Source organism: Anaerolineae bacterium, assembly GCA_016931895.1.
Taxonomy (GTDB): domain Bacteria; phylum Chloroflexota; class Anaerolineae; order 4572-78; family J111; genus JAFGNV01.
Genome location: JAFGDY010000227.1, coordinates 42533 through 68244, shown reverse-complemented (window position 1 = coordinate 68244; position 25712 = coordinate 42533). Strand labels below are relative to the sequence as shown.

Sequence of the window (25712 nt, the reverse complement as noted above, 5' to 3'; positions counted from 1 at the left end):
GCCCGGATTATGCCGGGAATTAGCTACCTGGTGCCGTGGTTCATCATGTTCTCAAATTTGAAGTTGATCGGTACCTATTATGCCCTGATTCTATCTCACTTGCTCGTAACGTTGCCCATGACGGTCTGGCTGATGATTGGTTTTTTTGAAGACATTCCCCAGGAACTGGACGAAGCCGCCCTGATTGACGGTTGTAATCTTTTTGAGGCATTTCTGAAGGTCTCGCTGCCGCTGGTGAAACCGGGAATTGCGGCCAGCGCTATTTTGAGCTTTATCTTCTCTTGGAACAACTTTATGTTCTCGCTGGTTCTGGCCAGCCAGGAGACGCGACCTTTGCCCGTAGCCGTATTTTCTTTTATCTCCTATACCCAAATTGACTGGGGCGGGCTGAACGCCGCGGCCACCATTGTCACCTTACCCGTGCTGATAATGATTTTATTTGTCCAGAAGTATATGGTTCGCGGCCTAACCTTGGGATCAGTGAAGGGATAGCTTCCCAAGTAAAGGGCGGGTCTGCTTGCAAATTGGTTGAGGATAGAAACGGAGGGATGCCTATGAAGATATATCTATAAACACCTTTCCAAAACGCAGCTTTTTTCAGCATGGGAAATAAAAAAGGTATGTCTCAAATAGTTAGAAAAATCAATCGAAAGGCTTGCCCTTTCGATTCGTAAGGTCGGAAAACAACCACAGAGAGAGCAGACCTTAACATCGCTTCCCCAACTGAGATGAGACACACCTCAACAAAACAACCATCAAATTATACCATTAAAAACGTTTGGAGGAAAGAAATGAAACGTTATATCTTTTTGTTCGTAAGTTTATTACTTCTTGCCAGTATGCTCATGTCGGCCTGTGCCTCCACTGCCCCCATATCTGCCGAAAAGGAGGTCCCGGCCGCAGAAGCCAAAGAAGAAGCCCCGGCCGTAGAAGCCAAAGAAGAGGCCCCCGCTGTGGAAGTCAAAGAAGAGGCCCCGACCGCAGAAACCAAAGAAGAGGCCTCCGCTGTGGAAGCCAAAGAGGAAGCCCCAGCCGCAGAAGCCAAAGAAGAACCTGCTACCGACTTTGATTGGCGGATGTTTGAGGGAGAAAAGATCCGAGTGGCAATGGCTACCCAGCCGTGGACGCAGTTCCTGGAACCATACATCCCCGAATTTGAAGAATTGACCGGCATCGAAACCACCTACGAAATCCTGCCTGAAGACCAATTCCGCCAAAAAACAACCGTTGAATTCGCCGCCGGCACCAGCGACGTAGACGTATTCGTCTCTATGGTTGCCCAGGAAGGCATCAAGTATGACTCAGCCGGTTGGTATGTGGACCTTGAAGAAATGCTGGCCAACACCAAAATCACCAACCCCAACTTCAACTTCGACGACTTCACCGACAGCGGCGTTCTGGTCGGTCGGCTGTCCAACGATAAACTGGTTGGCCTGCCGGTCTACAACGAAACCGGCGTGCTGTTCTACAACAAGGAACTGTTCGACCAGGCCGGCGTGCCCTATCCCCCAAAAACCATCGAAGACGTGGAAGCAGCCGCAACCGCCATCCACAACCCCGCTGACGGCATCTATGGGATCTGCCTGCGGGGTAAAGGGGCGGCAGCCACCTCCCAGTTCGCCAGCTTCTTGCACACCTTCGGCAGCGATTGGGTGGACGCCAACGGCCAGGCCAATGTCCTTGACCCCGCCTTCCTGGATGCGGTCAAATGGTATGGCGGAATGCTGAATAAGTATGGCCCCCCAGGCGCCACCTCCTATCACTGGCAACAATGCCAAGACATCTTTCTGCAAGGCAAGGCCGGCATGTGGTTTGACGCCAACGTTTTCTTCTCCAATCTGGTTGACCCCGAACAGTCTAAAATCGTAGATAAGGTCGCTGTGGCCCAGGCCCCCATCGGCCCCGGCGGGCCAGACCCCACCGTCTCCGGCTGGGTGCTCTCCATCTACAACGGCTCACAACACAAGGACGCCGCCTGGCTGTTTGTGCAGTGGGCTTTGGGCAAGGAGATGGTAGAACGCGCCCAGTTGGCCAATATTACCACCGGTCGTGTTTCGGCCTGGCAGTCAGCGCAATACCAGACCCAAAACCAATACCCTGAAGTGGCCGATGTTATCCTCAACCAGTTGGCCGCCAGCAACCCTAACTGGAATCCGCCTGTGCTGAACGTGGGCGAAGCCCGTGACTCCATTGGCACCTTGATCATCGAGGCCATTGACGGCGGTGATGTGGATGCCCTCGCCCCTGATGTCAATACCAAACTGCAAGAACTGCTCGATGAAACACCCAAACTCAAATAGTTTTTAAAACCAGATAGCATCAAATAAAGAAGCGTGTGCCAGTAAAACACACGCTTCTTTTATACGTAAACCTGTTGTTGTTAATTGGTTCCTATTTGAACAAAACTCCCCACCGCAAACCCTCGGCAATGGCTTGCGCCTGGTCGTGGACGCGCCAGACCACCAGGGGGAGCTGTTCTGAGGCAATTTGTAAACGCAATTGCCCAATCACTTTGAGCAGGATCTCTTGAGCGGCAGTCGTAGCCGCTATGGCGGCGGCGTAGCTTTGCTGGTATTGCGCCACGGTAAAGGGGGTCTTGAGCGTATGCTGCAAGGCTTTTGCGGCGGACTGCAGTGGCGGCGCAATCTCGGTGCAAGTAGCGCCAATCTCCACCAATATTTCCCTGGCCGTACCTTCAAATACTTCGGGACTGATGGCTACCGGATTGGTTGCCGGGGTGGGAATAACCTCTCGCTCCCTATCCAACATGGTGGCAAAGCCACCTTCCAGGGCGCCAATAGAAGACATAGCTTTTCTCAGGGCTATGTCGGCCTCTTTTAAACCCCGGCGCGCTTCTGCTAAAGTATAAGAGGTCAAAGCAGGCCGGTCGGTTTTAGCCGTGGTGGGGCTGAGTTGGCCGGGCGTAAGCATTTGGCCCAATTTTTTGGCCAGCGTGGCGCAGCAGGTAATTATTTGGGCTTGACCGACCAGCAGGCTGCTCAGATAAGTCAAGAGGAAACCACTCAATGGGGCCGAGGGGTTATTTAATAGAAAAATCAGGTCGGTTTGTCCCGCCTCATCTTCAGCCACGTAAAGGCCGCTTAATTTACCCCGGCTCACTTTGAGGTTGTCGGCGGCAACAAGCTCGCCGTTGAAGGTCAGCCGGTAAATGGCCGACTTGAGGCCGGCGGTGGTTTCAATTTTTAGAAAGGTATCGCCGCGACAAGTGGCCAGGAGATCGTCTTTTAGGACCAGGTTGAGGCAATCATCCGCCAGAGTGATTTTAGCTAAGGTATGGCCCCACAGATAACGCCGAACAGCCCAAAATTTTGCCCGCACCGAGCCATCAGCCCGGATCGGCGCGTTTTCGGCCCATACCGGCCCACAACCTATTTCCACGGGATCAGGATCAACCTGGAGGGGATGCTGCAGGTTTAGGATGACCCGCCGCACCGCTATTTTTTTCCCCTGGCCCAAAACAGGCAATGGGGCTGAGGCGGCCAGCGAATGAGCGTGAAGAGCGGGCAGGTCAGGCGATGTGTCTTGAGCAAAGGGATAAATGGGAATCAGCCAACCGGCGTCGGTGAGGATTTGCGTATACTCACTCCCTTTGTCGCTGCGCACCTCATCCAAGAAGGTTTTGGCATCCTTTTCCAGGGGCGTGCTGGCCTTTCGCCAGGTTTGGGGAAAGTCAACCTCACTCACGGTGCGGTAGGTGGCGCCATAGGCCGCATTGAGGTCTTCGATGCCGTCGTAATGTTTGCGAAGCCAGATTGGCCATTGCACTTCCGTCAGTTGTTTGGTCAAAACAACCTGCTGTCCGCCGGCCGGTTCAATATCAATTTGCAGGGCTATAATGGGGCCGTCGGGCCATTGGCGGCCAAGTAAGGCTTTACTCAAGGCTTTGTACCAACTCTTCACCGCAGCCGGCATAGCCTCATCCAGCTGCTCGGCCTCTTTTAGCAGCCAGGCGGGAATGCCCTCACCCAAAATACCGTTGTGGCCGTAGGGGCCGGGTTTGAGGAGACAGGGCAAATCAAATCGGACGCATAAGTTTAACAAGTCCATCACATCACGCCGGGCAGAGGTTGTGCCGTGTAAATCAATGGTGCCAGGTTGAAATTCGTGGTAGCCCCAGGGCACGGTGACGGTGACGGCGTTAACCCCCATTTGTTTGAGACGAGTCAACATCAACTCCCACTTTTGGCGGGGAATACGAAAGTAATCAAAGTCGGCCGCAAATAGAGGCGCAAGGTTGGTTTCAAAATAGTTTGGCATGGCAATTCCCTCTAACTCATATTACGCTAAAATGTGGTTAAAGTTTCTCAACCCGTCCCGTCATTTTCGGGATGGTAGTTTCAGAGTGACCCGGGTGCCCTGTCCCGGGGTGCTGTCAATTTTGAGTTTGGCGCTCAATAATGAAACGCGCTTTTGCATATTGGCCAGGCCGTGATGGCCGTGCTTGATTTTGGTAGGAGGCGTAAAACCAATGCCGTCATCTTCAACTAAAAGGTTGATCTGGCCGTTGTCCCTGGTCAGGTTCAGCCTGATCTTGCGCCCCTTGCTGTGACGCACCACGTTAGCCAGGGCCTCGTGCGCAATGTGGAAAACGTGGCTGGCCTCAGACTCGCTCAAATAGGTGTTGATCTCCGGGTCAATTTGAGATTTGATGGCAAAGGTCGTGTTTATCTGTAATTCTTTGATCAGGCCGTGCATCCGGGCGTACAGTCCTTTGTCCTTGAGCGCCTGCGGGCGCAGGTCAAAAATATAGTTGCGTACGTCGGTGATCACTTGGGCCAGGCTTTTTAAGCTGAGGTCAATTTGTTGCCTGGCCGCACCGTTGGTGGCGGAAATGGCCGCTTTGGCGCTGTCCAGGGACAGGCCCACGCCATAGATGGATTGAATGATGCCGTCGTGCAGGTCGCGGGCAAAACGTTCTTGTTCTTCTAAAATCGCCAGGCGTTGGGTTTGCTCGTAGAGGCGGGCGTTTTCAATGGCAATGGCGGCGTGATAAGCCAGCATTTCTATCAGTTTTTGGTCGGCTTCAATAAAATCAGAGCCATCCTTTTTATCGGCCAGGTAAAGGGCGCCAATCAAATCGCCTTTAGAGGAGAAAACGGGCACTCCCAACAGGCTGCGCATTACCGGATAATGATTAGGGAAGCCCGCGGCGTCGGGATGCTGGGCAATGTTGTTAATAATAACCGACTGCCCCTCATTCAACAGCGTGTTCAACAAGCCCCGGTCAATGGGCGATGGCCCTATTTGAGCGGGTTCTTGTTGGATGATGCCGGCCGTGATAAAGTGAGAGAGTTGGTCTTGGCTGTCGCGCACGCCCAGCGCCGCAAATTTAGTTTTTACCAGATTCTGGGCGGCTTCGGCGATTTTGTGCAATACCTGCTCCAGGGAAAGTTCAGAGTTGATGGCCTGCGCCGCCTCGTTCAAGGCTCTTAGCTCGTCAATCAGGCGCTCTCGTTCTTTTTCCGCTTGCTTGCGGCGGGTAATATCGCGCAGCACAACCGTAAAGATATTTCCCCCATCTACTTTAAGTTTTGAGATCGAGGCTTCCGCCGGAAATACCTGGCCGTTTTTTCTGCGCCCTGCAATTTCCTGGCGTTCGCCCATCAGCCGCACGGTGGTTTCGGAACCGGCAAATTCGGTAATGTGCCGGCGGTGGATGGCCACAGACTTTTCGGGGATGAGGATATCCAACGGCCGGCCAAGGGCCTCTTCGGGCGAATAGCCAAAAATATTCTCGGCCCCTTTGTTATACATAATAATTTTTTGGGCTTGGTTGACGGAAATAATGGCCTCGTTGGCAATATCCACAATGCTGGCAATGCGCACCTGGCTTGGCCCAATTTTGGCCCCATCAATCGAGACGACGTTTTGCTGCCCCGAAACTACCGGGGGCTTCAGTTGTGTTTCTAACTGGTCCACCCGCTGCTGTAACTGGGCCACTTCTGCCATCAGTTGTTGTTTGGTTTTACTTTTGTTACCCCCCATAACAATCCCCCACAAAAACTTTATTACCTGTCAGTATAGCATATTTAACAGCAGCATAAAAGTTGCGTGGGGCTGGGTTATCACTGGGCCTGTCCCAATTTTGAGACGCGCCCGTTATCACCAATTTTCTTGCATGTAAGGCTGATGTAAGGTAAAATCTTCTTTAGATTCGATCACTTGGAGACCGGTTAGATAAACTTCAGTTTGGGGGAAACTGTTCTGTGCAGATTATGGTCGTAGACGACCACGAAGTGGTTCGTTTGGGCTTGAACAACTTGTTATCACGCCAGCCAGGTTGGGAAGTAGTGGCCGAGGCAGGCACGGTGGCCGAGGCCATTCAACTGGCCGATGAATATGAGCCTGATATAGTGGTGATGGACATTCGCCTTAGCGACGGCAGCGGCATTGATGCCTGTTACGAAATTGTCAAAGCTCATCCTCATATCAAGGTGATTATGCTCACCTCTTTTGCCGAAGACGACCTTCTTTTCAACGCCATTTCTGCCGGGGCCGTGGGTTATGTGTTAAAGCAAGTGGGCAACGATGACTTGGTGCGGGCAATTGAAACCATTGGCCGGGGCGAGGCATTGTTAGACCCCAGCGTTACCGGCCGGGTTCTGGCCAAATTGCGCGATACCACCCACACCGAGGCCTTTGCCGGTTTATCAGACCAGGAACTCAAAGTATTGGCCCTGATTACCCAGGGCAAAACAAATAAAGAAATTGCCGCCCATCTTTATTTAGGCGAAGGCACGGTGCGTAATTACGTTAGCAATATTCTGGGCAAGTTGGGTTTATCCAACCGGGCCGAAGCCACCGCCTATGCCGTCCGTCATAATCTTGACGACTATTTGAAGGTTTTGGAATGATAGGTTATTTCTGACCGCGCTGCCGAAAGCGCGGTCTTTTTCCCCCTGACATCCCCCGCTAACTGACACAACAAGATATGACGATTGTCGGTAGAGAAGATGACATCTGTCACTATGAGTTTAGGGGATTTCCGTTTATGCTAAAAGCATATTACTGCGGGAGGCCCCTGGCCATGGAGTTCAAGGCGCTGCATGTACATTCTCTAACCGAGGAGATTGCGGCAAACTTAGAAACGCTATTGAGCGACCTGTCCGGCGTTGAAAAGTTTGAAATCACCCTGGAAACTCAGGAGTTGTACATTCTATTCGACGAAACTCAGCTTTGTTTCCAAACCCTGGCCGAAAATATGGCCCAGGCCGGCTGCCCCCTGCGCGGCATTGATGCCGCTTTATTGTTGTAATTGCATTTCACCTTTGGTGTTTCGCCCTCAAAATTAAAAACTGTCCCAAATTTTAGTTTTGTGGTATATTGCTTTGCCATTCTGACCGGGTTTTAGGCCCGGTTTTTCTTTTGGCAAAACAAAATAGTATATGCTACAGAAAAGTTTTTGCCGCTGAAACAGGTAGCAAGTAGCAGAGTAGCAAACTTTTTATCTGCTACCTTGCTACCTGCTATCCTGTTTTTTGGGAAGGAATTTTTCTGGACATCTATACAAAAGTAAGGAGAGGGTTAATGGATAATTTAAAGCAGATGTATGGCATTGGCCTGATGGCCTTTATCATCTTTCTGAGTAACTTGGTGGGGCTGCCTGTTTTGCCTGAGCTGGCTGCCGATTTGGGCGCAGCGCCGGCGCAAATCCCTATTGTGGTCTCTGCTGCTCTGGCCACGGTAGTGATTGTGCAATTTTTTGCCGGCATCCTGGCCGACCGTTATTCCAAACGGACGCTCATTCTCACAGGCACGCTGATTGGCTCAATTTCGTCTTTGCTTTGTGTGGTCGCCACCCACTGGCTGCAATTAACCATGCTGCGCGTGGCCGGCGGCATCGCCGATGCAATTGCTATGCCCGCGCTTCTGGCCATTACCGCCTCGCTGGGAACGGAACAGCCGGGGAAATTTTTTGGCATTTTACGCAGCAGCCAGGGCTTGTCTGTTATTGCCGGCCCGGCCCTGGGCAGTATTATGTCGCTGGTTTCGTTGCGAGCGCCATTTATGGTGGATGGTCTGTTCTCGCTGCTGGCCTTTTTTGCGGCGCTGGCCTTGATAAAAAACACCGAAAAGGTTAAGCCTGAACATAGTTTGAGCGTATTTCGCGGTTTGGGTTTGGTTTTTGCGGACAAACGGGTGTATCTCTACCTGTTAATGGGCATCACGGGCATGTTCAGTTTTGGCATTCTCTATAGTTTTGTGCCCACCAAAGCGCAGGTTGTGGGACTGGCGGCGTGGCAAATCGGCTTAATTTTAAGCATTGGGGCGTTGATTTTTAGCCTGGTATCGTATTCTGTTGGCGCGCTCTCGGATAGATTTGGCCGCCGGGCGTTTGTGGTGGTGGCTCAGGCGCTCATTGTTATTTCTGGCGTTGGCCTCATTTTCAGCCACAGCTTCCCGGCGCTGTTGGCCTGTTACGCCCTCTTTTGTGTGGGCGAGACCATCCCCTATCTGCTCAGTTTTGTTTACGCCGGTGAAACCTTTAACCCCCGCTATGTGGGTACGTCAATGGGCGTTTTTGACTCTTTGATGGACCTGTCGTTATTCATTGGGCCTTTGCTGGCGGTGTTTATTTATAGTTCAACCGGCCAATTTGCGCCTGTCTTTTTGTTAGCCGTGGCGCCGGCCCTGCTTGCCTTTTTTGTCACAATGATCTGGCTGCCACCCCGGGCCGAACAAGTAAGCCTGGAAGGAGTTTAATCCCCAAAAAGATTTTGACCGCCAACAAAATTTAGTCTGCAAATTGTAAAAACCAAATTTTATGGTATGTTTGACTCATTAATTTTTTACCGGGCCAGGCCCGGTTTTATTTTCAAAAACAAGTGATGGCCAAAAAACAAACCAAACAAAAAGAACCAACTTTTTATCTACTCACCCTCGGCTGTCCCAAAAACGTGTACGACAGCGAAGGTATCAGCGAGTTACTGCTGCAAGCCAACTACCGTAGCACCAACCAACCGCACCGGGCCGACGTGCTGATTGTCAATACCTGCGGCTTTTTGCAGGCGGCTAAAGTGGAGTCGCTGGGCGCGTTGCAAGAACTGGCCGCCCGGAAACGAAAAGATCAACTGCTCATTGCCGCCGGCTGTATGCCCCAACGTTTTGGCCATGAAATAACCCGGCACATTAAAGGGTTGGATGGCCTCATTGGCACCCGCGCCTGGGCCGATATGGTGCCCTTCATCCAAGAATTGCGGGCCAATAAACAACCCCGGCCCCTCTATCACCTTCCCGAAACAGGCAATATTTCCCCGGAAACCATCGCCTTGAACCGGCAGCAGATAGAATTTGGCCGGGCCAGCGCCTACCTCAAAATCAGCGACGGCTGTTCCGCCCCCTGCGCCTTTTGCACCATCCCCAGTTTTAAGGGGCGCAACCGAAGCCGTCCCCGCCAGCATCTTTTGGCGGAGGCCCGGCGGTTGGCCAAGGCCGGGGTGCAGGAAATCATCATCATCGGCCAGGATACCACCGCTTATGGCCGTGATTGGGGCGAGCCGGATGGGCTGCCAGCGCTGCTGGAGCAACTGGTTGAAACCGCGCCGGAGGTCAAATGGCTCCGGCTCATGTACGCCTATCCCGGCCACGCCAGCCGTAAATTGGTTGAGGTAATGGCGGCCCATCCCCAAATCATCCCTTATCTTGACTTGCCGCTGCAACATGCTCATCCTGACACGCTCAAACGGATGCGTCGCCCCCACAATGTAAACAGGCTGCTGGCCTGGATTGAGCATTATCGCCGGGCCATGCCGGGTGCGGTTTTGCGCACCACTTTCATCGTTGGTTATCCCGGAGAAACGGAAACTGAGTTTCAAGGTTTGCTTGACTTTATCGAAACAGTTCAATTTGACCGCGTTGGCGCGTTTACCTTTTCACCGGAGCCGGGCACGCCGGCATTTGACCTGCCTCAACAAATTGACGAAGAAATTAAACAAGAGCGTTGGGAGCGTCTGATGGCCTGCCAACAGCCCATTTCTTTGCGGCGTAACCAGAAGCTGATTGGCCAAAAGCTAGAGGTGCTGGTTGAGGGGACGGGCGATGGCCTGAGTATTACTCGCAGCTACCGCGATGCGCCAGAGATTGACGGCTACGTGGTGGTTGAAAAGGAACTGCCGGTAGGACAGATGACGCCTGTTCTGGTTACCGGCGCAATGGAATATGACCTGATTGCTGTCCCTGCCGGTGAGCCGATTTTGGTAAAATAAGAAAGGTTTTTAGGATTTCTGTAAACTCAAATCTGGGCTGCTGAAATAGACAACCACCGGCTCTCTCCGGTCGTTTTTTTATGGGACAAAAAGACTATGCCGCAAAGGATAGATGTCCCATTGTTTTTTGCCGGGCATTCTAATAGGATTTCAGTATACGTTTAGGGTGGGAGAGGAGGAAATAGACAAGGCGAAAGGAAGATTCATGCAGCGTTTTAGATTGCTTGTTTTATTTTTAGGTAGTTTTTTGGCTCTGATGAGCCTTTTTCCCCGCAGTGGTTCAACCGCCAATCATTTAAGCAACGGCGGCTTTAACAACCCTTTCACCAACATCCCCGATCGGATCTGGCGCGAACAATACGAAAAAATCGCCGCCGGCTGGAATCACTTTTACATTGAAGCCAACACTTATCCCGGCAGTGGCAACGCCTCAAAGCTGCACTGGATGAGTTCGGCCCAATTTGCGGCCGCTTTTAGCGGCGGCGACTATCACATTGAAGGCGATGCCTCCCAAAATATGTGGTCCGCTTATGAATTTGACGCCGGCGTTTACCAGCAAGTGAGCGGGCTGGCGGTCGGGCAGGGCTACAGATTTTTTATCAAGATGGTCACTTACTGGCGGGGGCCGGGCTACCCTGATACCGACGGCAAGATGGTCAAACAGGTGGGTATTGACCCTTACGGCGGCACCGACCCCACCGGCAACAACGTTATCTGGAGCGCCCCCGATGCCAATGATAATGAGTGGGTTGGAATGGTGGTGGCCGCCACCGCCGAAAGCAACACCATCACCGTATTTGCCAAAGTACAGGCCCCGGAAAACGATTCTTTTAACCACACCGATCTGGATATGGTTTATTTTGAAGACTCCCGGCTGGAAGAGCTGGCGCCCGGCCCCACCACCAGCCTGAACGTGGCCGCCAATGGCAACACGGTCAATCTGAATTGGTCCGGTAGCCCGGCTGGGGGGTGGGTGCTCAAGGGCTACGAGGTTGAGTACAAAGACCAGGCCGGCGGCGACTGGCTGACGATCCAGGACAAGGCCGGCGCGGCCACCGGCGGCTCCTTCATCGGCCAGGTGCTGCATACTTATACTGTTCGGGCGCGAACCTGGCAGACAAACGGCAGTATAGACATGCCGGGCCAGTGGGTTGAAAAAAGTATCACCATTGCTGATGCCGTGACCGGACAGGTGATTGACCACGCCGGTTTGGGCTTGAGCGGGGTCAGGGTATCGGTTAGTGGCCAGACTACCTCTACCTTAAGTAACGGTGGTAGTTATGCCTTACCAACCGGCCCCGGTACTTTTCACATTGTGGCCGATGATTTTGATAGTCTGGTCGCCCCGCCTCCCACAACGGTGAATGTGCCCCCTAATGGCGTTGGCAGCCTGACAATCACCCTGATCCCCACGGGAACCCATCAGGCCATCAGCAACAATCACTTTGAAACCGATCTGTCTGGCTGGAATGTGAGTGATGGTTTGGCTGCCGGGGTTTCAAGCGTAAACCAACATACGGGCAGTGGGAGCTTATGGTTATCAAATACCGTTAATATCTCACAAACCGGCGTTGTTTCCCAGATGAACGCCCCCCTGCTTTCTTTCTGGCACAAAAACAATGTTCCTTTTACCGTTGAATTTTTAGCCGAAGGAGCGGGGGCATCATCCCTTGACCCCAGTGCCGCGCGTCCTATCCTGGTTCAAACGGTGGGCGCGGCCGGTGATTGGTCTCACTTTACCCTCCGCTGGGCGGCAGATAGTGATTATAGCGGTTCTCTGGGGGTTAATTTTAGCCATAACGGTGGGCCGGCTAATATCTTTATTGATGAAGTCAGTATTGCCGCCGCTGGCTTTGAGCCCGTTTATCTGCCCGTGGTGGTGAAAAATTAAAATACTGCGCCGGCGTTACGCATCCAAATAAGGCGTTATTTTGTTTAAGATGGCTTTTTTGGATTGAGCGCCCATTAAACGTTCAACCGGCTGGCCAAACTTAAAGAGCATAAGCGTGGGCAGGCTCAATACGGAATACCGGCCGGGGGTCAAGGGATTGGCGTCAACATCCAGCTTAACTACTTTAATCCGGTCCTTGTATTCGGCTGCAATTTCATCCAAATACGGGGCAATGGCTTTACAGGGGCTGCACCATTCGGCCCAAAAATCGGTGAGCACCGGAATATCACATTTTAATACTTCGGCATCAAAATTGGCGTCAGTTACGTGAATGGGCGTTGTCATTTTTTTCTCCATTTGGTGTTATGTACCTGCTCAATAGAAAATATTTCCGCCCAAATATACAAGGCTTTTGTTATTTTGACAAAGTTTCCTTTAAATCGCCAATCTCCAAGATATACCCCTAAATATGGGATCATGTTAATAGAGATTACTATATATTGTAGTTGTTTTTTTAATATTTTTCACTTGACCCATTGAATCTAGTCTGATATAATGATAGCCGATTACTTCCACTGAGTTATCAAAGGAGGCGCTTAAGTGGGAGAAGTGCTTGTGCTTAATGCAACTTATGAACCCCTCAGCGTGGTTTCCATCAGGCGGGCGGTGGTTTTGCTGCTGAAGGAAAAGGCCGAATTGATTGAGGCAGCCGAAGCGAAGCTGCGTTCGGAGAATCTCAGTTTGCCTGTGCCGCTGGTGATTCGCCTGGTGTATTTTGTCAAAATACCCCGCCGGGTGGCCCTGCCCGTTACCCGGCGAGGCGTGTTATCGCGCGATCATTACACCTGCCAGTATTGTGGGGCCACGCCGCCGCGCAAGAATCTAACGGTAGATCATGTGGTGGCTCGTTCGCGCGGTGGCAAAACTACCTGGGAAAATGTGGTGACCGCTTGCGAAAAGTGCAACGGGCGCAAGGGCAGCCGCACCCCGGACGAAGCTAACATGAAATTATTATCCCAACCCAAACGCCCGCGCTACCTGGCCATTGCCGCGCTCTCCAGTGTAGAAACCAAGCAGGCCTGGGGTAAATATATCCTGTGGGATTAAGGTGTTTGGCTCATCACCAACGCCTCGGTACCGGCTGTACTGGGGCGTTTTTATTATTCAACTTTGCAGGGAGATGTAGAAAAGGAGTTTAACATGGCTGATTATAAAGAGCGGATCCGGGTGCACATTGCGGGCAAGGAATTCAGCGTGGTGGGGGGCGATTTCCACGACATGCTGGCGGCGGTGAAACAGATCAACGGCCGCCGTTTTGTGAGCGAGCTGAAAGTATGGCAATTGCCGGGAACAGCGGAAGAGGTGCAACATCAGCTTGAGATCAACGGCTATTACCTGGAAGGCGGCCAGCCGATTGCCGATGCTGCTGCTCCGGCTGCGCCTTCCCCACCCTCTCGCGGCGACCGGGTGCGGATTATGGTTGGCGGCCACCCGTTGGCCGTGGCAGGCGGCAGTTTTCAGGAGATGTTGGCCGCGGTGAAAAATCTGCCGGGCCGCCGTTATGATGGAGAAACCAAAATGTGGGAGATCCCGGGTGAAGTGGGCGTGATCAAAGGCATGCTGCAAGCCGCCGGTTTTGACCTGGAAGGCGCAGCCAACATTCCCCAGGCCCCCATCCCGCCCATGGCGGCGCTGCCATTTTCCAGCCCCGGCGAAGATGTTCCTCCCTTTGCCCCGCCGGATTGGGATGAGGATAATCTACCGCCGCCGCCCAATCCGCCGGCTTGGGGGGATGATGAATTGATCCCGCCGCCTGATTATGATTTATACGACCAGCCCCCACCTTTTGACCTGGAACCTCTACCTGGGCAACAGAAACCGTCCGGCTCAACCTCGGCCAAAATTCCCGGCAAACAGCAGCGCGGCGGCGACCGCATCCGCGTGCGCGTGGGGGTGTTCCCGCTGGTGATGACCGGTGGTTCGTTTCAAGAAATGCTGGCTTTTATCAAAAATATTCCCGGTCGTCGTTTTAACGGCCAGGATAAGGTGTGGGAAATTCCTGATGAGGTGGGCCTGGCGGGCATGAAGCAGATGATCAAGACCGCCGGCTTTGAGGTGGAAACGGGGTAAAAACACAACCGGGGGCGTAGCTGAAACTACGCCCCCGGCCCTGGATCCATCTTTTGTGGTTAGGTTAATGACCGAACCGGCAGGGCCAGCGCTTCGGCCTGGCCCGCGGCGTGGTAGCTGCTGCGGACCAGCGGGCCACTTTCCACCCAGCGAAAGCCCAACTCCAACCCTACGTGGTGAAATTCTCCGAACTCGTCTGGATGAACGTAACGGTAAATGGGCAGGTGCAGCGACGAAGGCCGCAGATATTGGCCGATGGTCAAAATATCAACCTGATGTTCCCGCAGGTCGCGCATAACGTTAAAAATTTCTTCTTTAGTTTCACCCAGGCCCACCATAATCCCGCTTTTGGTGATTGCGCCGGGATCCAGTTCTTTGGCCTGGGCCAGAACCTTGAGCGAGCGTTGGTAATTGGCCTGAGGCCGCACCGTCCGATAAAGACGAGGCACGGTTTCAATATTGTGGTTGAGAATTTCGGGCCGGGTCTCCATAACCTTCTGCAAAGCCGCTCGGTCGCCCTTAAAGTCGGGAATGAGCACCTCAACCGTGCAATGAGACATCCGTTTGCGAATTTCACGGATGGTGTTGGCAAAAATGTGCGCGCCGCCGTCGGGCAACTCGTCTCGGTTAACCGAAGTTAGCACGCAATGGTTGAGCTTCATGGCCAGCACGCTCTCGGCCACCCGGCGGGGTTCGTCTTCATCCAGCCCGGCAGGGCGGCCCGTTTTGATATGGCAAAAGCCGCAGGAACGGGTGCAAATATCTCCCAGGAGCAAAAAAGTGGCCGTGCCTCGGTGCCAGCACTCGCCAATATTGGGGCACATTGCCTCTTCACACACCGTATGCAGGCCCTTTTCCTGCATTAACTTTTTAAGGCGCTCATAGCCATTACTGGCCGGAATACGCACTTTTAGCCATTTTGGTTTGCGTTGCGGCAACTTATTCTCTGGAGCAATCTTATTATTTGAATCAATTAAATTTGGCATCAACCATTAATTTAGGGGTGCGCCAGCTAAAATTTTGACTTGTTGGCGCGGGCGTTGTTAGCGAAAGTGGTTCTAAGGCAAAAATCTGGCAAAAGGCTTGCAGCACCGGTTCAATGACCGCCCCCACTTCTATAGGCTCATTTAAAACATGGTGCAGGGAGGTGATGTGACCGTCTTTGACCCCGCCCGGCATGATTAGATCAAAATATTGTAAACTGGGATTAACGTTAATCCAAAAACCATGGCTAGTGACATTAGCCCGATTTACTTTTACCCCTACAGCGCCTATTTTGGCCACCGCACTATCAAATTGGCTATATTTGCGTTGGGTGCCAGAAAGCACCCAGATCCCGCCTTGCCCTGGTTGTCGAAAAGCCCGGACCTCAAAGAACGATAAGGCCCGAATAATAACGCTTTCTATAAGCTTGATGTAATCATGGTAATTGTAACAATTTTGGCCTAACTTCAAAATTGGATAAACTACCAACTGCCCGGGACAATGGAAAAAAATCGGGCCGCCCCGATCTGCCGTATAATAGGCAATGTTGAGTCGCGCCATCTCCTGCTGGCTGATGAGTAAGTGCCCTCGATGAGCATCAGCGCCCAGGGTGTAGGTAGGTGGGTGTTCCAGAAATAACAAAGTGTCAGGAATTTCCCCGACAGTTCGTTTGGCAACTAACTCCTTCTGAAGTTCCAAAGCCCGTTGGTACCCTAGTTGGCCAAGCCATTGCCGTTGACAAAGATTATTCATGGTATCCTCCTTTTCTTCTTTGAAAAGTGCAACCATTAATATTTTGTTGTGAGTAGTCTAAAGTCTAATAGAACAGTTGAGCGAAGAGAGAGTGTTTTGAGCCTATCTGGAATGATGAATAGTTTGGCTGTCTGCTGGCCGATTTCTCTACATTTTTAAAGTAAAAACAAATAATGGGAATTAAATATTGGATTGAAGGCCGATAAACGGGGTGTAAAAAAAATGCGCTATTATGAACTAACTAAGTATATCATATTTTTTAGCAAATGGAACCCCCAATTTTTAAGGGATTTTAACCCATCATCACAAGCAAAACCATCGCCCTCGTTTTACCCTCAACCATCGCCATAACTGGCTAACATAGCTGGCAAATCACCATTGAAAAAAATATAAACATGTTGATTCCACAATACGGTATCTACCGCATCGTAAACTTCGTCGGGATTGGGGCTATGAGCAATAAGCTTGCCGTGGACCGGCTCGTAATCATCATCCTCTTCTGGAGAAATGACGAACGCTAACCATTCGTTAGGAAATATCCGGGCGATTTTCTCAATAAGGGGCAACTGCTCTACCTTGGACATGGCGTTGTAAGGACAGCCACAATCGCAATCATCATCACCCTGACCGGGTGTATGACCTCCCCTTCGTTTGGTAAAAGGGTCAACATACCAATTTTCAGCGCCGGTTTGTTTTGCCGAAGCCATCCAATTGTCAGATAGGGTTATTCCTGCCACCAAATATTATGCCTTTTCTTTGAATGATTTTTTATCTCCAACTGAAGGTACGTTTTTCGCTTTCTGGGCTAACGGCAGTGCCGGAACCGTCGTCGTTGAGTCGTTCTACCACCACAAACCATTCGTAACGATTTTCCGGGCCATCAATCTGGCCGTAAAGAGATAAGGGAATGGTCCACTCTGTTTCTTTGATGTTTGTTCCTTGATAAGTTGTTTCGCCCTGGAATTCATAAATCAACCGAATGGCGTATTGTTCATCTGGAGCCAACTCGCCCACCGATTGCCAGCGCAACACAATGGTATTGCCGCTGTTAAAATCGGTACCATCTTTTGGCTCCAATAATACGGGAGCCTGATACTTTATGGCCGGGGTGGGGGTATCGGGCGGCGGTGGGGTGTCGGTGGGGGCGGCGGAAACAGGGGTATCGGTAGGAAGAGGGGTAGGCGTGTCGGCCGGGATAGGCGTATCCGTAGGTGGCGGTAAGGGAGTATCCGTAGGAACCGGCGTGGCTGTATCTGTAGGCGGTGGGGTGTCAGTAGGCGGGAGGGACGTGGGCGTTGAGGTGGGAGGTAAAGTGGGCGTTGGCAGCGGCGAATTCAGGGGCGGCGTTAAAGAGGCCATAATATCGCTTTCATTTGGGAATGATCCCGCAGCCGTATCCGACAGGCCCAGCCGGGCCAATACCTCGTCGCCGGCTTCGCTTTGCCAAACCAGCCAACCCCCGCCGACACACACCGCGCATAACAAAACCAGCACAAAGGTCACCATCCCCATTGCCAGCCGGGGCCATATACTTGAGCCTTTGGCCGGGGCTTCTTGAGCAGTCAATTGGCCCATGCGTTTGTTGGGCCGCGAGCCGGTTAGGTCGCCTTTTTTCTCTGGGGAAAAACTCTCAGATTGCCCAAATTTGCTGCCTTGAGACTCTTCTTGTTTCCTTTCCGGCGAAGACTTCACCCCAATCGCATCCTCTTTTTTCAAAGCTGGCGAAGGCCGCCCGGGTTTATCAGCCGGAGCGGATCGTTCCAGTCTATCCTGCGGAGTAACCGGGACAGGCACGGGCCGGGGCGGACGGGTGGGCGGCGGTTTGGGCCTGGAGGTCGGTAAGGGAATATTAACCGGTTTGTCCTCTTCCGGCGCGGTTGGCGGCGGCTGGAAAGCAACGGGCCTGAGACCGGCCAGGCCCGGCGGGGGCACGCCCAGTTCCGGCGCGGAAGGCGGCGGGGCCGGGCGGGAAGCTCTATCGAACATTTCGCTGGCCGAAGGCCGTTTTGTTTTTGCCTCTGAAGTTTTTGAGCGGCCAGGATCGGGCGGCTTGTCCGCCGGAGAAGGAGGTTGGGTTTTTGCGGCCTTGCCCACAAGCTGTTGTATCTCCTGCCAGTCCATGGCTTCGGTACTTTGCCCCGGGAACAAAAAATCGCCAATCGAGTCCGGTCGAGCTACCAGCCAGCCGACTAAGGCCCGGTGCGCTTCCAAATCAAGCTCCATTGTTTTGGGCGTGTCACTCCCCTCAGGCTTAAAGCTAAGATGGGGGTTTTTGCCGGCCAGGTGCAGGTCAGACAAACGCAACTGAGCCACTTCTTGCGGCGTTAAACCAACGTGCCTAACCAGGGTATACAGAGTTGTGTTCAGGATTGTCTCTTTTTCAGACTGTTCGCTCATAACTATATCTTGCCATGCTTTACTTTGTCAGAATAGGGTCTGATACTGTCATTCTACCGATTTTGCGATAACGGGCAAACTGGCCAATTAATAAATCATCCTCGATCAGCCGGTTGGCCGAGGCCCTCAATCACCCCTTATAGCAACGTTACGGCCTTTTGCCGCCTATTCAAAATTCCCTGGTTTGCCCAATTTGACCCTGGGGTTGGCTCCAAAATTCTGGCCGTAGAGACAGGATATTGTCCTGTGTCTACCCTATCAAAAAATTGGGATAGTCCCCGGGCCTGGCTTAAGATTGACAGCCTTTCCATAATGCGATATAATGCTCTCCTATGCACACGTGTGCATAAATTAACGCATTGGACTATAAAAATCTCATTCTCCAGACGCCTATATTATCCATCCATTTGCCAATATTCAAAGGAGATCAAAATATGTATCTTGAGGAACTCACCAAATTATACGATTTCACCGGCCGCTCGGTGGTGATTACCGGCGGGGCCGGGATATTGGGTGGTGAGTTGGCCTGCGCCCTGGCCGAGGTTGGGGCCAACGTAGCCATTATAGATCGTAACCCGGAGTTGGCCGAACGATTGCTTGACCGGCTGGACCTCTGCTCCGGCAAAGCTATTGTGGCGTATGGCGATGTTCTGGATGCCGCCTTGATGAAACAGGCCGCCGACCAGATCGTCCAGGAATTTGGCCGCGTTGATTGCCTGATCAACGGCGCCGGCGGCAACAATCCCCGCGCTACTACCGCCCCTGATTTATCCTTTTTTGACCTACCCGCCGACGCCTTGCGGTTTGTGTTTGATCTCAATATTTTGGGCACCATTATTCCCAGCCAAGTTTTTGGCAAAATTATGGCCGAGCAAAAAGAGGGTATTATTTTAAATGTCTCTTCCATGAACGCATTCCGTCCTCTCACCCGTATTGCGGCCTATTCGGCGGCCAAGGCCGGGGTAAGCAATTTTACCCAATGGCTGGCGGTGCACATGGCCCAAGAATATTCGCCCCGCATCCGGGTCAATGCCATTGCTCCCGGCTTTTTTATAACCGATCAAAACCGTTTTCTTCTGACCGACGAACAAACCGGCGATTTAACGCCGCGCGGCCAGGCCATTATTACCCACACGCCCATGGCCCGTTTTGGCCGCCCCGAAGATTTGGTTGGCCCCGTGCTGTGGCTGCTCTCCCCGGCTTCGGCTTTTGTAACCGGCGTGGTAGTGCCCATTGACGGCGGATTTGCGGCGTATAGCGGTGTATGATTTGATAGAAGTGAGTTATTTCTTATTCTCCGGCCTAATTCTGTATTTATGACCAACGATGGAGGTGACCATGCTCATTGGCCAGGGTTATGAAAACAAACATTTAACCGAAAACGAAATTCGTGATTTGATGTCGGCGGCGCTGGCCCAGGCAAAACTGGCCGGCAAACGAGTGCTCATCATCATCCCAGACAGCACTCGCACCGCGCCAATGCCCCAAATGTTCCGGCTGTTTCACGAATGTTTGGGTGCTTCCGTGGCTGCCCTGGATTACCTGATTGCCCTGGGCACGCACCAGCCCATGAGCGAAGCGGCCATCAATAAATTGGTTGGGGTAACGCCAGAGGAACGCCGCGGCCTCTATGGGCGGGTCAATATCTTCAACCATCATTGGGACACGCCGGAAACATTTGTGACCCTGGGCCAAATTACCGAAACAGAAATAGCGGAAATCACCGGCGGACTGATGCGCCAGACTGTGGAGATCAGACTCAATAAACTGGTCTTTGACTACGACCAAATCATCATTTGCGGCCCTACCTTTCCCCATGAGGTGGTGGGCTTTTCCGGCGGCAACAAATATTTTTTCCCTGGCATCGGCGGCGCAGAGGTGATCAATTTTTCCCACTGGCTGGGCGCGGTTATCACCAGTTATAACGTGATCGGCACCAAACATACGCCTGTGCGCCAGGTAATTGACAAAGCTGCCTCCTTTATTGACCGGCCCAAGCTGTGCTTTAGCATGGTAGTCACCGGCACTAACCTGGCCGGGCTTTACATCAGCACCCCAGAAGAGGCTTACGAGGCCGCGGCGGATTTGTCGGCCAAACTGCACATCAAGTGGGTGGATCGGCCCTACCGGCGCGTGCTGGCCGTGATGCCGGAAATGTACGACGATCTGTGGACCGGGGCCAAGGGAATGTACAAAATGGAACCGGCCATTGCTGATGGCGGCGAAGTGGTGATCTACGCCCCGCACATTAACGAGGTCAGCTACACCCACGGCCAATACCTGGATGAGATCGGCTACCACGTGCGGGATTACTTTTTGCAGCAGTGGGATAAGTTCAAAGCCTATCCCGGCGGGGTGCTGGCTCATAGCACCCATTTACGCGGGATGGGCGCGTATAACGCCGAAACAGGCATTGAAACGCCGCGCCTTAAGGTTACATTGGCCACCGGCATCCCGGCGGAACGCTGCCGCCGGTTGAATTTAGGTTATCTGGACCCGGCCCAGGTTAAGCTTAACGAATGGCAGGGCCGCGAAGCTGAAGGCATTCTGGTAGTACCCAAAGCCGGGGAGATGTTATACCGGGTCAAGCCGGGGTAACGAGTTTGTTACCTGGCATAGAATTTCTGTTTGGTCAAGAACAAACCCATGAGGCCGGTAACACCTTGTGGGTTTGTTTTTTGGTTCCCGCATACTTTTGGCAGGACAATTTGGTTGATATAGACAAATAGTCGTCTTGTTTAACCAACAAGGGTGCAAATTTTTGTCTATTTATTTGATATATCGAAAAAGTTTCATTTTTCATTCCCCGCACGGCCAATTCTAAAAAAAATTTTGCCAAGAATTGATTTCTCCTTACAATGTTCCAAATAATTTGCCGGGCCAAAATGCGGGGGCGACGGTAGGCGGCCATGAATTCCGGCAAGTTCACATTGGTAAATTATAAATACGCTTACAAGGGGCGCAGCCCACAGGAGCTAACCATGACAAACTTGGCGCTTATCGGTTACGGCAAAATGGGAAAAATCATCGAAACCCTGGCTACGGAAAAGGGGCACCACATTGTGGCCATTGTTGACCCTTACGCCGAAGGCTGTTATAAAAAAATCACGCAGGAGGCAATTTCAGGGGCGGAGGTTTGCCTGGATTTCACTCACCCGCAAGTGGTGGTGAACAACATCCGGCAGATCGCCGCCCTGGGTAAGAAGATGGTCATTGGCACCACCGGCTGGTACGAGCAACTGGATGAGGTAAAACAGGTCGTCGAGGCCAACCGGGTGGGTCTGATCTGGTCTGGCAATTTTTCTCTTGGCGTCAATGCCCTTTTCAGGCTGGTGGCGTATGCGGCCAGGGTTTTCAACAACCTGCCTGATTACGATGTATTGGGGCACGAATTTCACCACAGGCACAAGGCCGACTCGCCCTCGGGCACAGCCGCTATGCTGGGCCAGATTCTGCTGGACCATCTTGAGCGCAAACAAAAGCTGGTTTACAACAAACTCGACCGGAAAATAGAGCCGGACGAGTTGCACTTTTCCAGCAGCCGCGGCGGGGCCATCCCCGGCACGCACCTGGTGATGTTTGACAGCCCGGTGGACACCATAGAGATCAAACACACGGCCCGTGGCCGGGAAGGTTTTGCCGCCGGCGCGCTGCTGGCCGCGGAGTTCATCCAGACTAAAACCGGTTTTTACCATATCAATGATTTAATGGATACATTAGTGTAACTGTTCAGGAGCGTAAAATGTTTAGAGGCGTTTTTACCGCAATTGTCACCCCTTTCAATGAAGATGAGAGCGTGGACGAAGTAGCCCTGAAAAACTTAATAGACTTTAATATTGAAAACGGCGTTTCCGGCCTGGTGCCCTGCGGCACCACCGGCGAAAGCCCCACCCTCTCCCACGAGGAACACGACCTGGTGATTGACCTGGTGGTGCGGCACGTCAATGGTCGCGTGCCCGTTATCGGCGGCACCGGCTCAAACAGCACCAGAGAGGCTATCCGCCTTACCCAGCACGCAGAGTCGGTGGGCGTGGATGCGGCGTTGCTGGTCAATCCCTATTACAACAAACCTACCCAGGAAGGGCTTTATCGGCATTTTAAGGCCATCGCCGACAGCGTGAGTATTCCCTGCATTGTTTACAATATCAAGAGCCGCACCGCGGTCAATGTGGAAACCCCAACCCTGCTGCGGCTGATCCGCGATTGCGACAACATTGCCGGCGTTAAAGAGGCTTCCGGCGATATAGGCCAGATCCGGGACGTCATCAAGCAAAGCCCGGCGGCATTTAGCGTGCTTAGCGGCGACGACAACATTACCCTGGACCTGATCAAGGCCGGCGGCGATGGGGTTATCTCTGTGGCCAGTAACTTTATCCCGGCCCGGATGTCCCGGCTGGTTGAGTTAGCCCTGGTCGGAAACTGGGCCGAGGCGGAGCAACTGAACCGGGAGTTGACGCCACTTTTTGAGGCCGAATTTGTCGAAACCAATCCTATTCCGATAAAATATATGCTCTACCGGGCCGGCATGTGCCGTGAAATTTACCGCCTGCCTATGTGCGAGCTGCAACCGGAAAACAGAGACAAGGTTGACGCGGTTCTGGTTGAGATGGGCTTACTTGAACAATTAGAGCCGGTAATTGCTTGAGTAGTCTGAAACAGGAGCCGGGACACAGATGCAATCCATAACCATCTGGGTCCCGGCCCGGAAAACAAACAGGGTCATCTAAAGAGGTAAAAATAACCATGAAACAACTACGTGTTGGCATTATGGGCGCCACCGGCGTGGTGGGGCAAAATCTGATTAGCGTGTTGCATAAGCGCAACTTTCCCCTTGACACCCTTCGGTTGTACGCTTCGGAACGGTCCGAAGGCAAAACTCTGGCTACCCCCTTTGGGGCCATTACCGTAGAAAATGCCGATCAGGTGGATTACGGCCAACTGGATATGGCCTTTTTTGCCATTGGTGGGGGCTGGCCCCAAGAAAATGCGCCTAAAGCGGCAGCGGCGGGCTGCGTGGTTATAGACAACTCGTCCACCTTTCGCTACCACGAGCACGTGCCGCTGGTCATCCCGGAGATCAATCCGCAAGCCATTGGCAACGCGCCCCTGATCGCCAACCCCAACTGCACCACGGCTGTGGCCGCCATTCCCCTGTGGATCATCCATCAGCATTACCGGCTCAAAAAAGTGATCATCGCCACCTACCAGGCCACCAGTGGAGCAGGTAACCAGGGTATGGTCGAACTGGAAGCCGAAACGCGCAAAGTGTTGAGCGGCGAAACTCCCGGCCACAACACCTTTGTCCACCCCATTCCCTTTAACCTGATTCCACACATTGATTCCTTCCAGGAAAATGGTTATACCCGGGAAGAGATGAAAGTAGTGTGGGAAACGCGCAAAATCTTTGGCGATAACACCATCCCCATCTCCTGCACCTGCGTCCGTATTCCCACCATGCGCGCCCACGCCGAAAGCATTGTGGTGGAAACCAAACGACCCATTAATCCCGCCGATGTGCGCAAACTGTTTGCCGCAGCCAACGGCCTTGAAGTAAAAGACGACCTTGAGCGCAACGTTTACCCCATGCCGTTGACTGCCAGCGAAAAATTTGACGTAGAAGTGGGCCGTATCCGGCAAAACCTGATCTACGGCGAGCACAGCCTGGAGTTTTTTGTTTGCGGCGACCAATTGCTCAAGGGCGCGGCCCTGAACGCCGTGCAGATTGGCGAACTCATTGTTGAGCAAAGGTTCTTGGATTAATAGATTTACAGTTACTGCTTGTTGGTTGTAATGATTTACGACGAAGGACGATTGACGAACGAGGGACGAACAACAAAAGTTGGTCGTTGCTCGTTGGTCGAAAACACCGCATCCGTTTCCGTTTAACCGAGTTGCAAACCTAGAGAGAAGCATGTCCAAAACACTGCCTTTTACCAAAGAACAGATCATCGAGTTAACCCAAAGATTCCCCACGCCTTTTCACATTTACGATGAAAAGGCGATCCGGGACAATGCCCGCCGGTTCAAAAAAGTTTTTAGCGGCGTTCACGGCTTTAAAGAATATTTTGCGGTGAAGGCCCTGCCCAATCCCTTTATTTTGAAAATCCTGGCCGAAGAAGGTTTTGGCGCGGATTGTAGCTCTTTGCCGGAATTGCTGCTTTCGGAAAAAGTGGGGCTGCGGGGAGAGGATATTATGTTCTCCTCTAACGACACCCCGGCTCAAGAATACCAAAAGGCCAAAGCGTTGGGCGCCATTATCAATCTGGACGACCTCAGCCACATCGAATTTCTGGAACGGCACGCCGGCCTGCCTGAATTGCTCTGTTTTAGGTACAACCCCGGTCCCTTAAGAAAAGGCAATGTCATTATCGGCCACCCCCAAGAAGCCAAATACGGCTTTACTCGCCAGCAGCTTTTTGAAGGGTACCGGATGATCAAAGCCAAAGGCGTTAAACGTTTTGGCCTGCACACCATGGTGGCTTCAAACGAGTTGGAAAATGAATACTTTGTGGAAACGGCCCGGATGTTGCTGGATTTGGTAGTGGAAATCTCCACTGAGATTGGTATCAACTTTGACTTCATCAACATGGGCGGCGGCATTGGCATCCCCTACCGGCCCACCGAGGCTCCTGTTTCTTACGAAAAGATTGCCGATGGTGTCAGCCAGGTCTACGAAGAAACCATTCACCGGCATAATTTACAGCCCCCCAAAGTGTACCTGGAGTGCGGGCGGGTGATTACCGGGCCTTACGGTTACCTGGTATCCACCGTGCTGCACAAAAAAAATACGTACAAAACTTTTGTTGGTCTGGATGCGAGCATGGCCAATTTGATGCGTCCGGCCCTTTACGGCGCGTATCACCATCTTACGGTTTTGGGCAAAGAAAACTACCCCCCCACGCGCCAGTACGATGTTACCGGCTCGTTGTGCGAGAACAATGATAAGTTTGCCATTGACCGGATGCTGCCGGAAATTGAGATTGGCGACATTGTGGCCATTCACGATACCGGCGCGCACGGGTATTCGATGGGTTTTAACTACAACGGCAAACTCCGTTCCGCCGAACTGCTGCTGCGGGAAAACGGCGAAGTGGTGCAAATCCGCCGGGCCGAAACCCCCGCCGATTATTTTGCTACGCTCGATTTTGGACGGTTTGAAACCTTCAGGGTATGAGCCGTTTACCTGACGAACGACGAATGACGATTGACAAACGAAAAGCCCCAGATATTCATGGCTTTTTCGTTGTTTGTCGTTGCGTATTTGTCAAAAGGGTAAAGTTGGTTTCCCGTGCTCTATGAACCATCCCGATTTTTATAAAACAATTAGCGAG

General features: G+C 52.4%; 22 protein-coding genes. 15 read left to right on the top strand and 7 right to left on the bottom strand.

Annotation, left to right across the window (positions count from 1 at the left end):
- A partial coding sequence (locus JW953_16870; GenBank protein ID MBN1994373.1) for a carbohydrate ABC transporter permease occupies positions 1–492 on the top strand: 492 nt, incomplete at its 5' end.
- Positions 493–791: 299 nt separating this feature from the next.
- Entirely contained in the window at positions 792–2300 is a 1509-nt protein-coding gene (locus tag JW953_16865; protein ID MBN1994372.1) for a sugar ABC transporter substrate-binding protein, read from the top strand.
- A gap of 91 nt (positions 2301–2391) precedes the next feature.
- Here JW953_16865 and JW953_16860 read toward each other — a convergent pair whose 3' ends face one another.
- Positions 2392–4278 carry a beta-galactosidase gene (locus JW953_16860; protein MBN1994371.1) on the bottom strand — a complete coding sequence of 629 codons (1887 nt, stop codon included), beginning with the start codon at positions 4276–4278 and terminating at the stop codon, positions 2392–2394.
- 60 nt (positions 4279–4338) lie between these two features.
- A complete protein-coding gene (locus tag JW953_16855; protein MBN1994370.1) occupies positions 4339–6006 on the bottom strand; it encodes a PAS domain S-box protein in 1668 nt (555 codons plus the stop codon).
- 230 nt (positions 6007–6236) lie between these two features.
- Between JW953_16855 and JW953_16850 the strand changes: the two genes are divergently transcribed.
- The 5 genes from JW953_16850 (at position 6237) to JW953_16830 (ending at position 12117) form a co-directional block, all read left to right on the top strand.
- Positions 6237–6875, top strand: coding sequence for a response regulator transcription factor (locus tag JW953_16850; protein MBN1994369.1), 639 nt, complete (start codon positions 6237–6239; stop codon positions 6873–6875).
- A gap of 137 nt (positions 6876–7012) precedes the next feature.
- Positions 7013–7276 (top strand): hypothetical protein, encoded by a 264-nt coding sequence (locus tag JW953_16845; protein MBN1994368.1) that lies wholly within the window; start codon positions 7013–7015, stop codon positions 7274–7276.
- A gap of 272 nt (positions 7277–7548) precedes the next feature.
- Positions 7549–8724, top strand: coding sequence for an MFS transporter (locus JW953_16840; GenBank protein ID MBN1994367.1), 1176 nt, complete (start codon positions 7549–7551; stop codon positions 8722–8724).
- Positions 8725–8849: 125 nt separating this feature from the next.
- Positions 8850–10226, top strand: a complete 1377-nt coding sequence (gene rimO / locus JW953_16835) for a 30S ribosomal protein S12 methylthiotransferase RimO (protein MBN1994366.1) — start codon at positions 8850–8852, stop codon at positions 10224–10226.
- Positions 10227–10431: 205 nt separating this feature from the next.
- A complete protein-coding gene (locus JW953_16830; GenBank protein MBN1994365.1) occupies positions 10432–12117 on the top strand; it encodes a fibronectin type III domain-containing protein in 1686 nt (561 codons plus the stop codon).
- A gap of 15 nt (positions 12118–12132) precedes the next feature.
- On the opposite strand, the gene trxA is transcribed toward JW953_16830, so the two are convergent.
- Complete coding sequence (trxA, locus tag JW953_16825; protein ID MBN1994364.1) at positions 12133–12462, bottom strand: thioredoxin; 330 nt, start codon at positions 12460–12462, stop codon at positions 12133–12135.
- 255 nt (positions 12463–12717) lie between these two features.
- On the opposite strand from trxA, the gene JW953_16820 reads away from it, so the two are divergent.
- Entirely contained in the window at positions 12718–13224 is a 507-nt protein-coding gene (locus JW953_16820) for an HNH endonuclease (GenBank protein ID MBN1994363.1), read from the top strand.
- 93 nt (positions 13225–13317) lie between these two features.
- Positions 13318–14247 carry a hypothetical protein gene (locus JW953_16815; GenBank protein MBN1994362.1) on the top strand — a complete coding sequence of 310 codons (930 nt, stop codon included), beginning with the start codon at positions 13318–13320 and terminating at the stop codon, positions 14245–14247.
- Between the two features lie 59 nt (positions 14248–14306).
- Here JW953_16815 and lipA read toward each other — a convergent pair whose 3' ends face one another.
- The 4 genes from lipA to JW953_16795 all read right to left on the bottom strand — a co-directional run bounded on the left by lipA (position 14307) and on the right by JW953_16795 (position 18381).
- The gene (gene lipA, locus JW953_16810) at positions 14307–15233 is read right to left on the bottom strand and encodes a lipoyl synthase (protein MBN1994361.1); all 927 of its coding nucleotides are present in this window, start codon (positions 15231–15233) and stop codon (positions 14307–14309) included.
- A complete protein-coding gene (gene lipB, locus JW953_16805; GenBank protein MBN1994360.1) occupies positions 15217–15984 on the bottom strand; it encodes a lipoyl(octanoyl) transferase LipB in 768 nt (255 codons plus the stop codon). Before lipB ends, lipA begins: the two co-directional genes overlap by 17 nt.
- 335 nt (positions 15985–16319) lie before the next feature.
- Positions 16320–16691 (bottom strand): hypothetical protein, encoded by a 372-nt coding sequence (locus tag JW953_16800; protein ID MBN1994359.1) that lies wholly within the window; start codon positions 16689–16691, stop codon positions 16320–16322.
- Between the two features lie 61 nt (positions 16692–16752).
- The gene (locus JW953_16795) at positions 16753–18381 is read right to left on the bottom strand and encodes a hypothetical protein (protein MBN1994358.1); all 1629 of its coding nucleotides are present in this window, start codon (positions 18379–18381) and stop codon (positions 16753–16755) included.
- Positions 18382–18815: 434 nt separating this feature from the next.
- Between JW953_16795 and JW953_16790 the strand changes: the two genes are divergently transcribed.
- The 6 genes from JW953_16790 to JW953_16765 all read left to right on the top strand — a co-directional run bounded on the left by JW953_16790 (position 18816) and on the right by JW953_16765 (position 25555).
- Positions 18816–19649, top strand: a complete 834-nt coding sequence (locus JW953_16790) for an SDR family oxidoreductase (protein ID MBN1994357.1) — start codon at positions 18816–18818, stop codon at positions 19647–19649.
- Between the two features lie 70 nt (positions 19650–19719).
- Positions 19720–20979, top strand: coding sequence for a DUF2088 domain-containing protein (locus tag JW953_16785; GenBank protein ID MBN1994356.1), 1260 nt, complete (start codon positions 19720–19722; stop codon positions 20977–20979).
- Between the two features lie 383 nt (positions 20980–21362).
- On the top strand, positions 21363–22106 hold the full coding sequence (gene dapB / locus JW953_16780; GenBank protein MBN1994355.1) for a 4-hydroxy-tetrahydrodipicolinate reductase: 744 nt from the start codon (positions 21363–21365) through the stop codon (positions 22104–22106).
- Positions 22107–22123: 17 nt separating this feature from the next.
- Positions 22124–23026, top strand: coding sequence for a 4-hydroxy-tetrahydrodipicolinate synthase (locus tag JW953_16775; GenBank protein ID MBN1994354.1), 903 nt, complete (start codon positions 22124–22126; stop codon positions 23024–23026).
- Positions 23027–23124: 98 nt separating this feature from the next.
- Positions 23125–24141 (top strand): aspartate-semialdehyde dehydrogenase, encoded by a 1017-nt coding sequence (locus JW953_16770; protein MBN1994353.1) that lies wholly within the window; start codon positions 23125–23127, stop codon positions 24139–24141.
- Positions 24142–24292: 151 nt separating this feature from the next.
- On the top strand, positions 24293–25555 hold the full coding sequence (locus JW953_16765; protein ID MBN1994352.1) for a diaminopimelate decarboxylase: 1263 nt from the start codon (positions 24293–24295) through the stop codon (positions 25553–25555).
- The last annotated feature ends 157 nt before the right edge of the window (positions 25556–25712 follow it).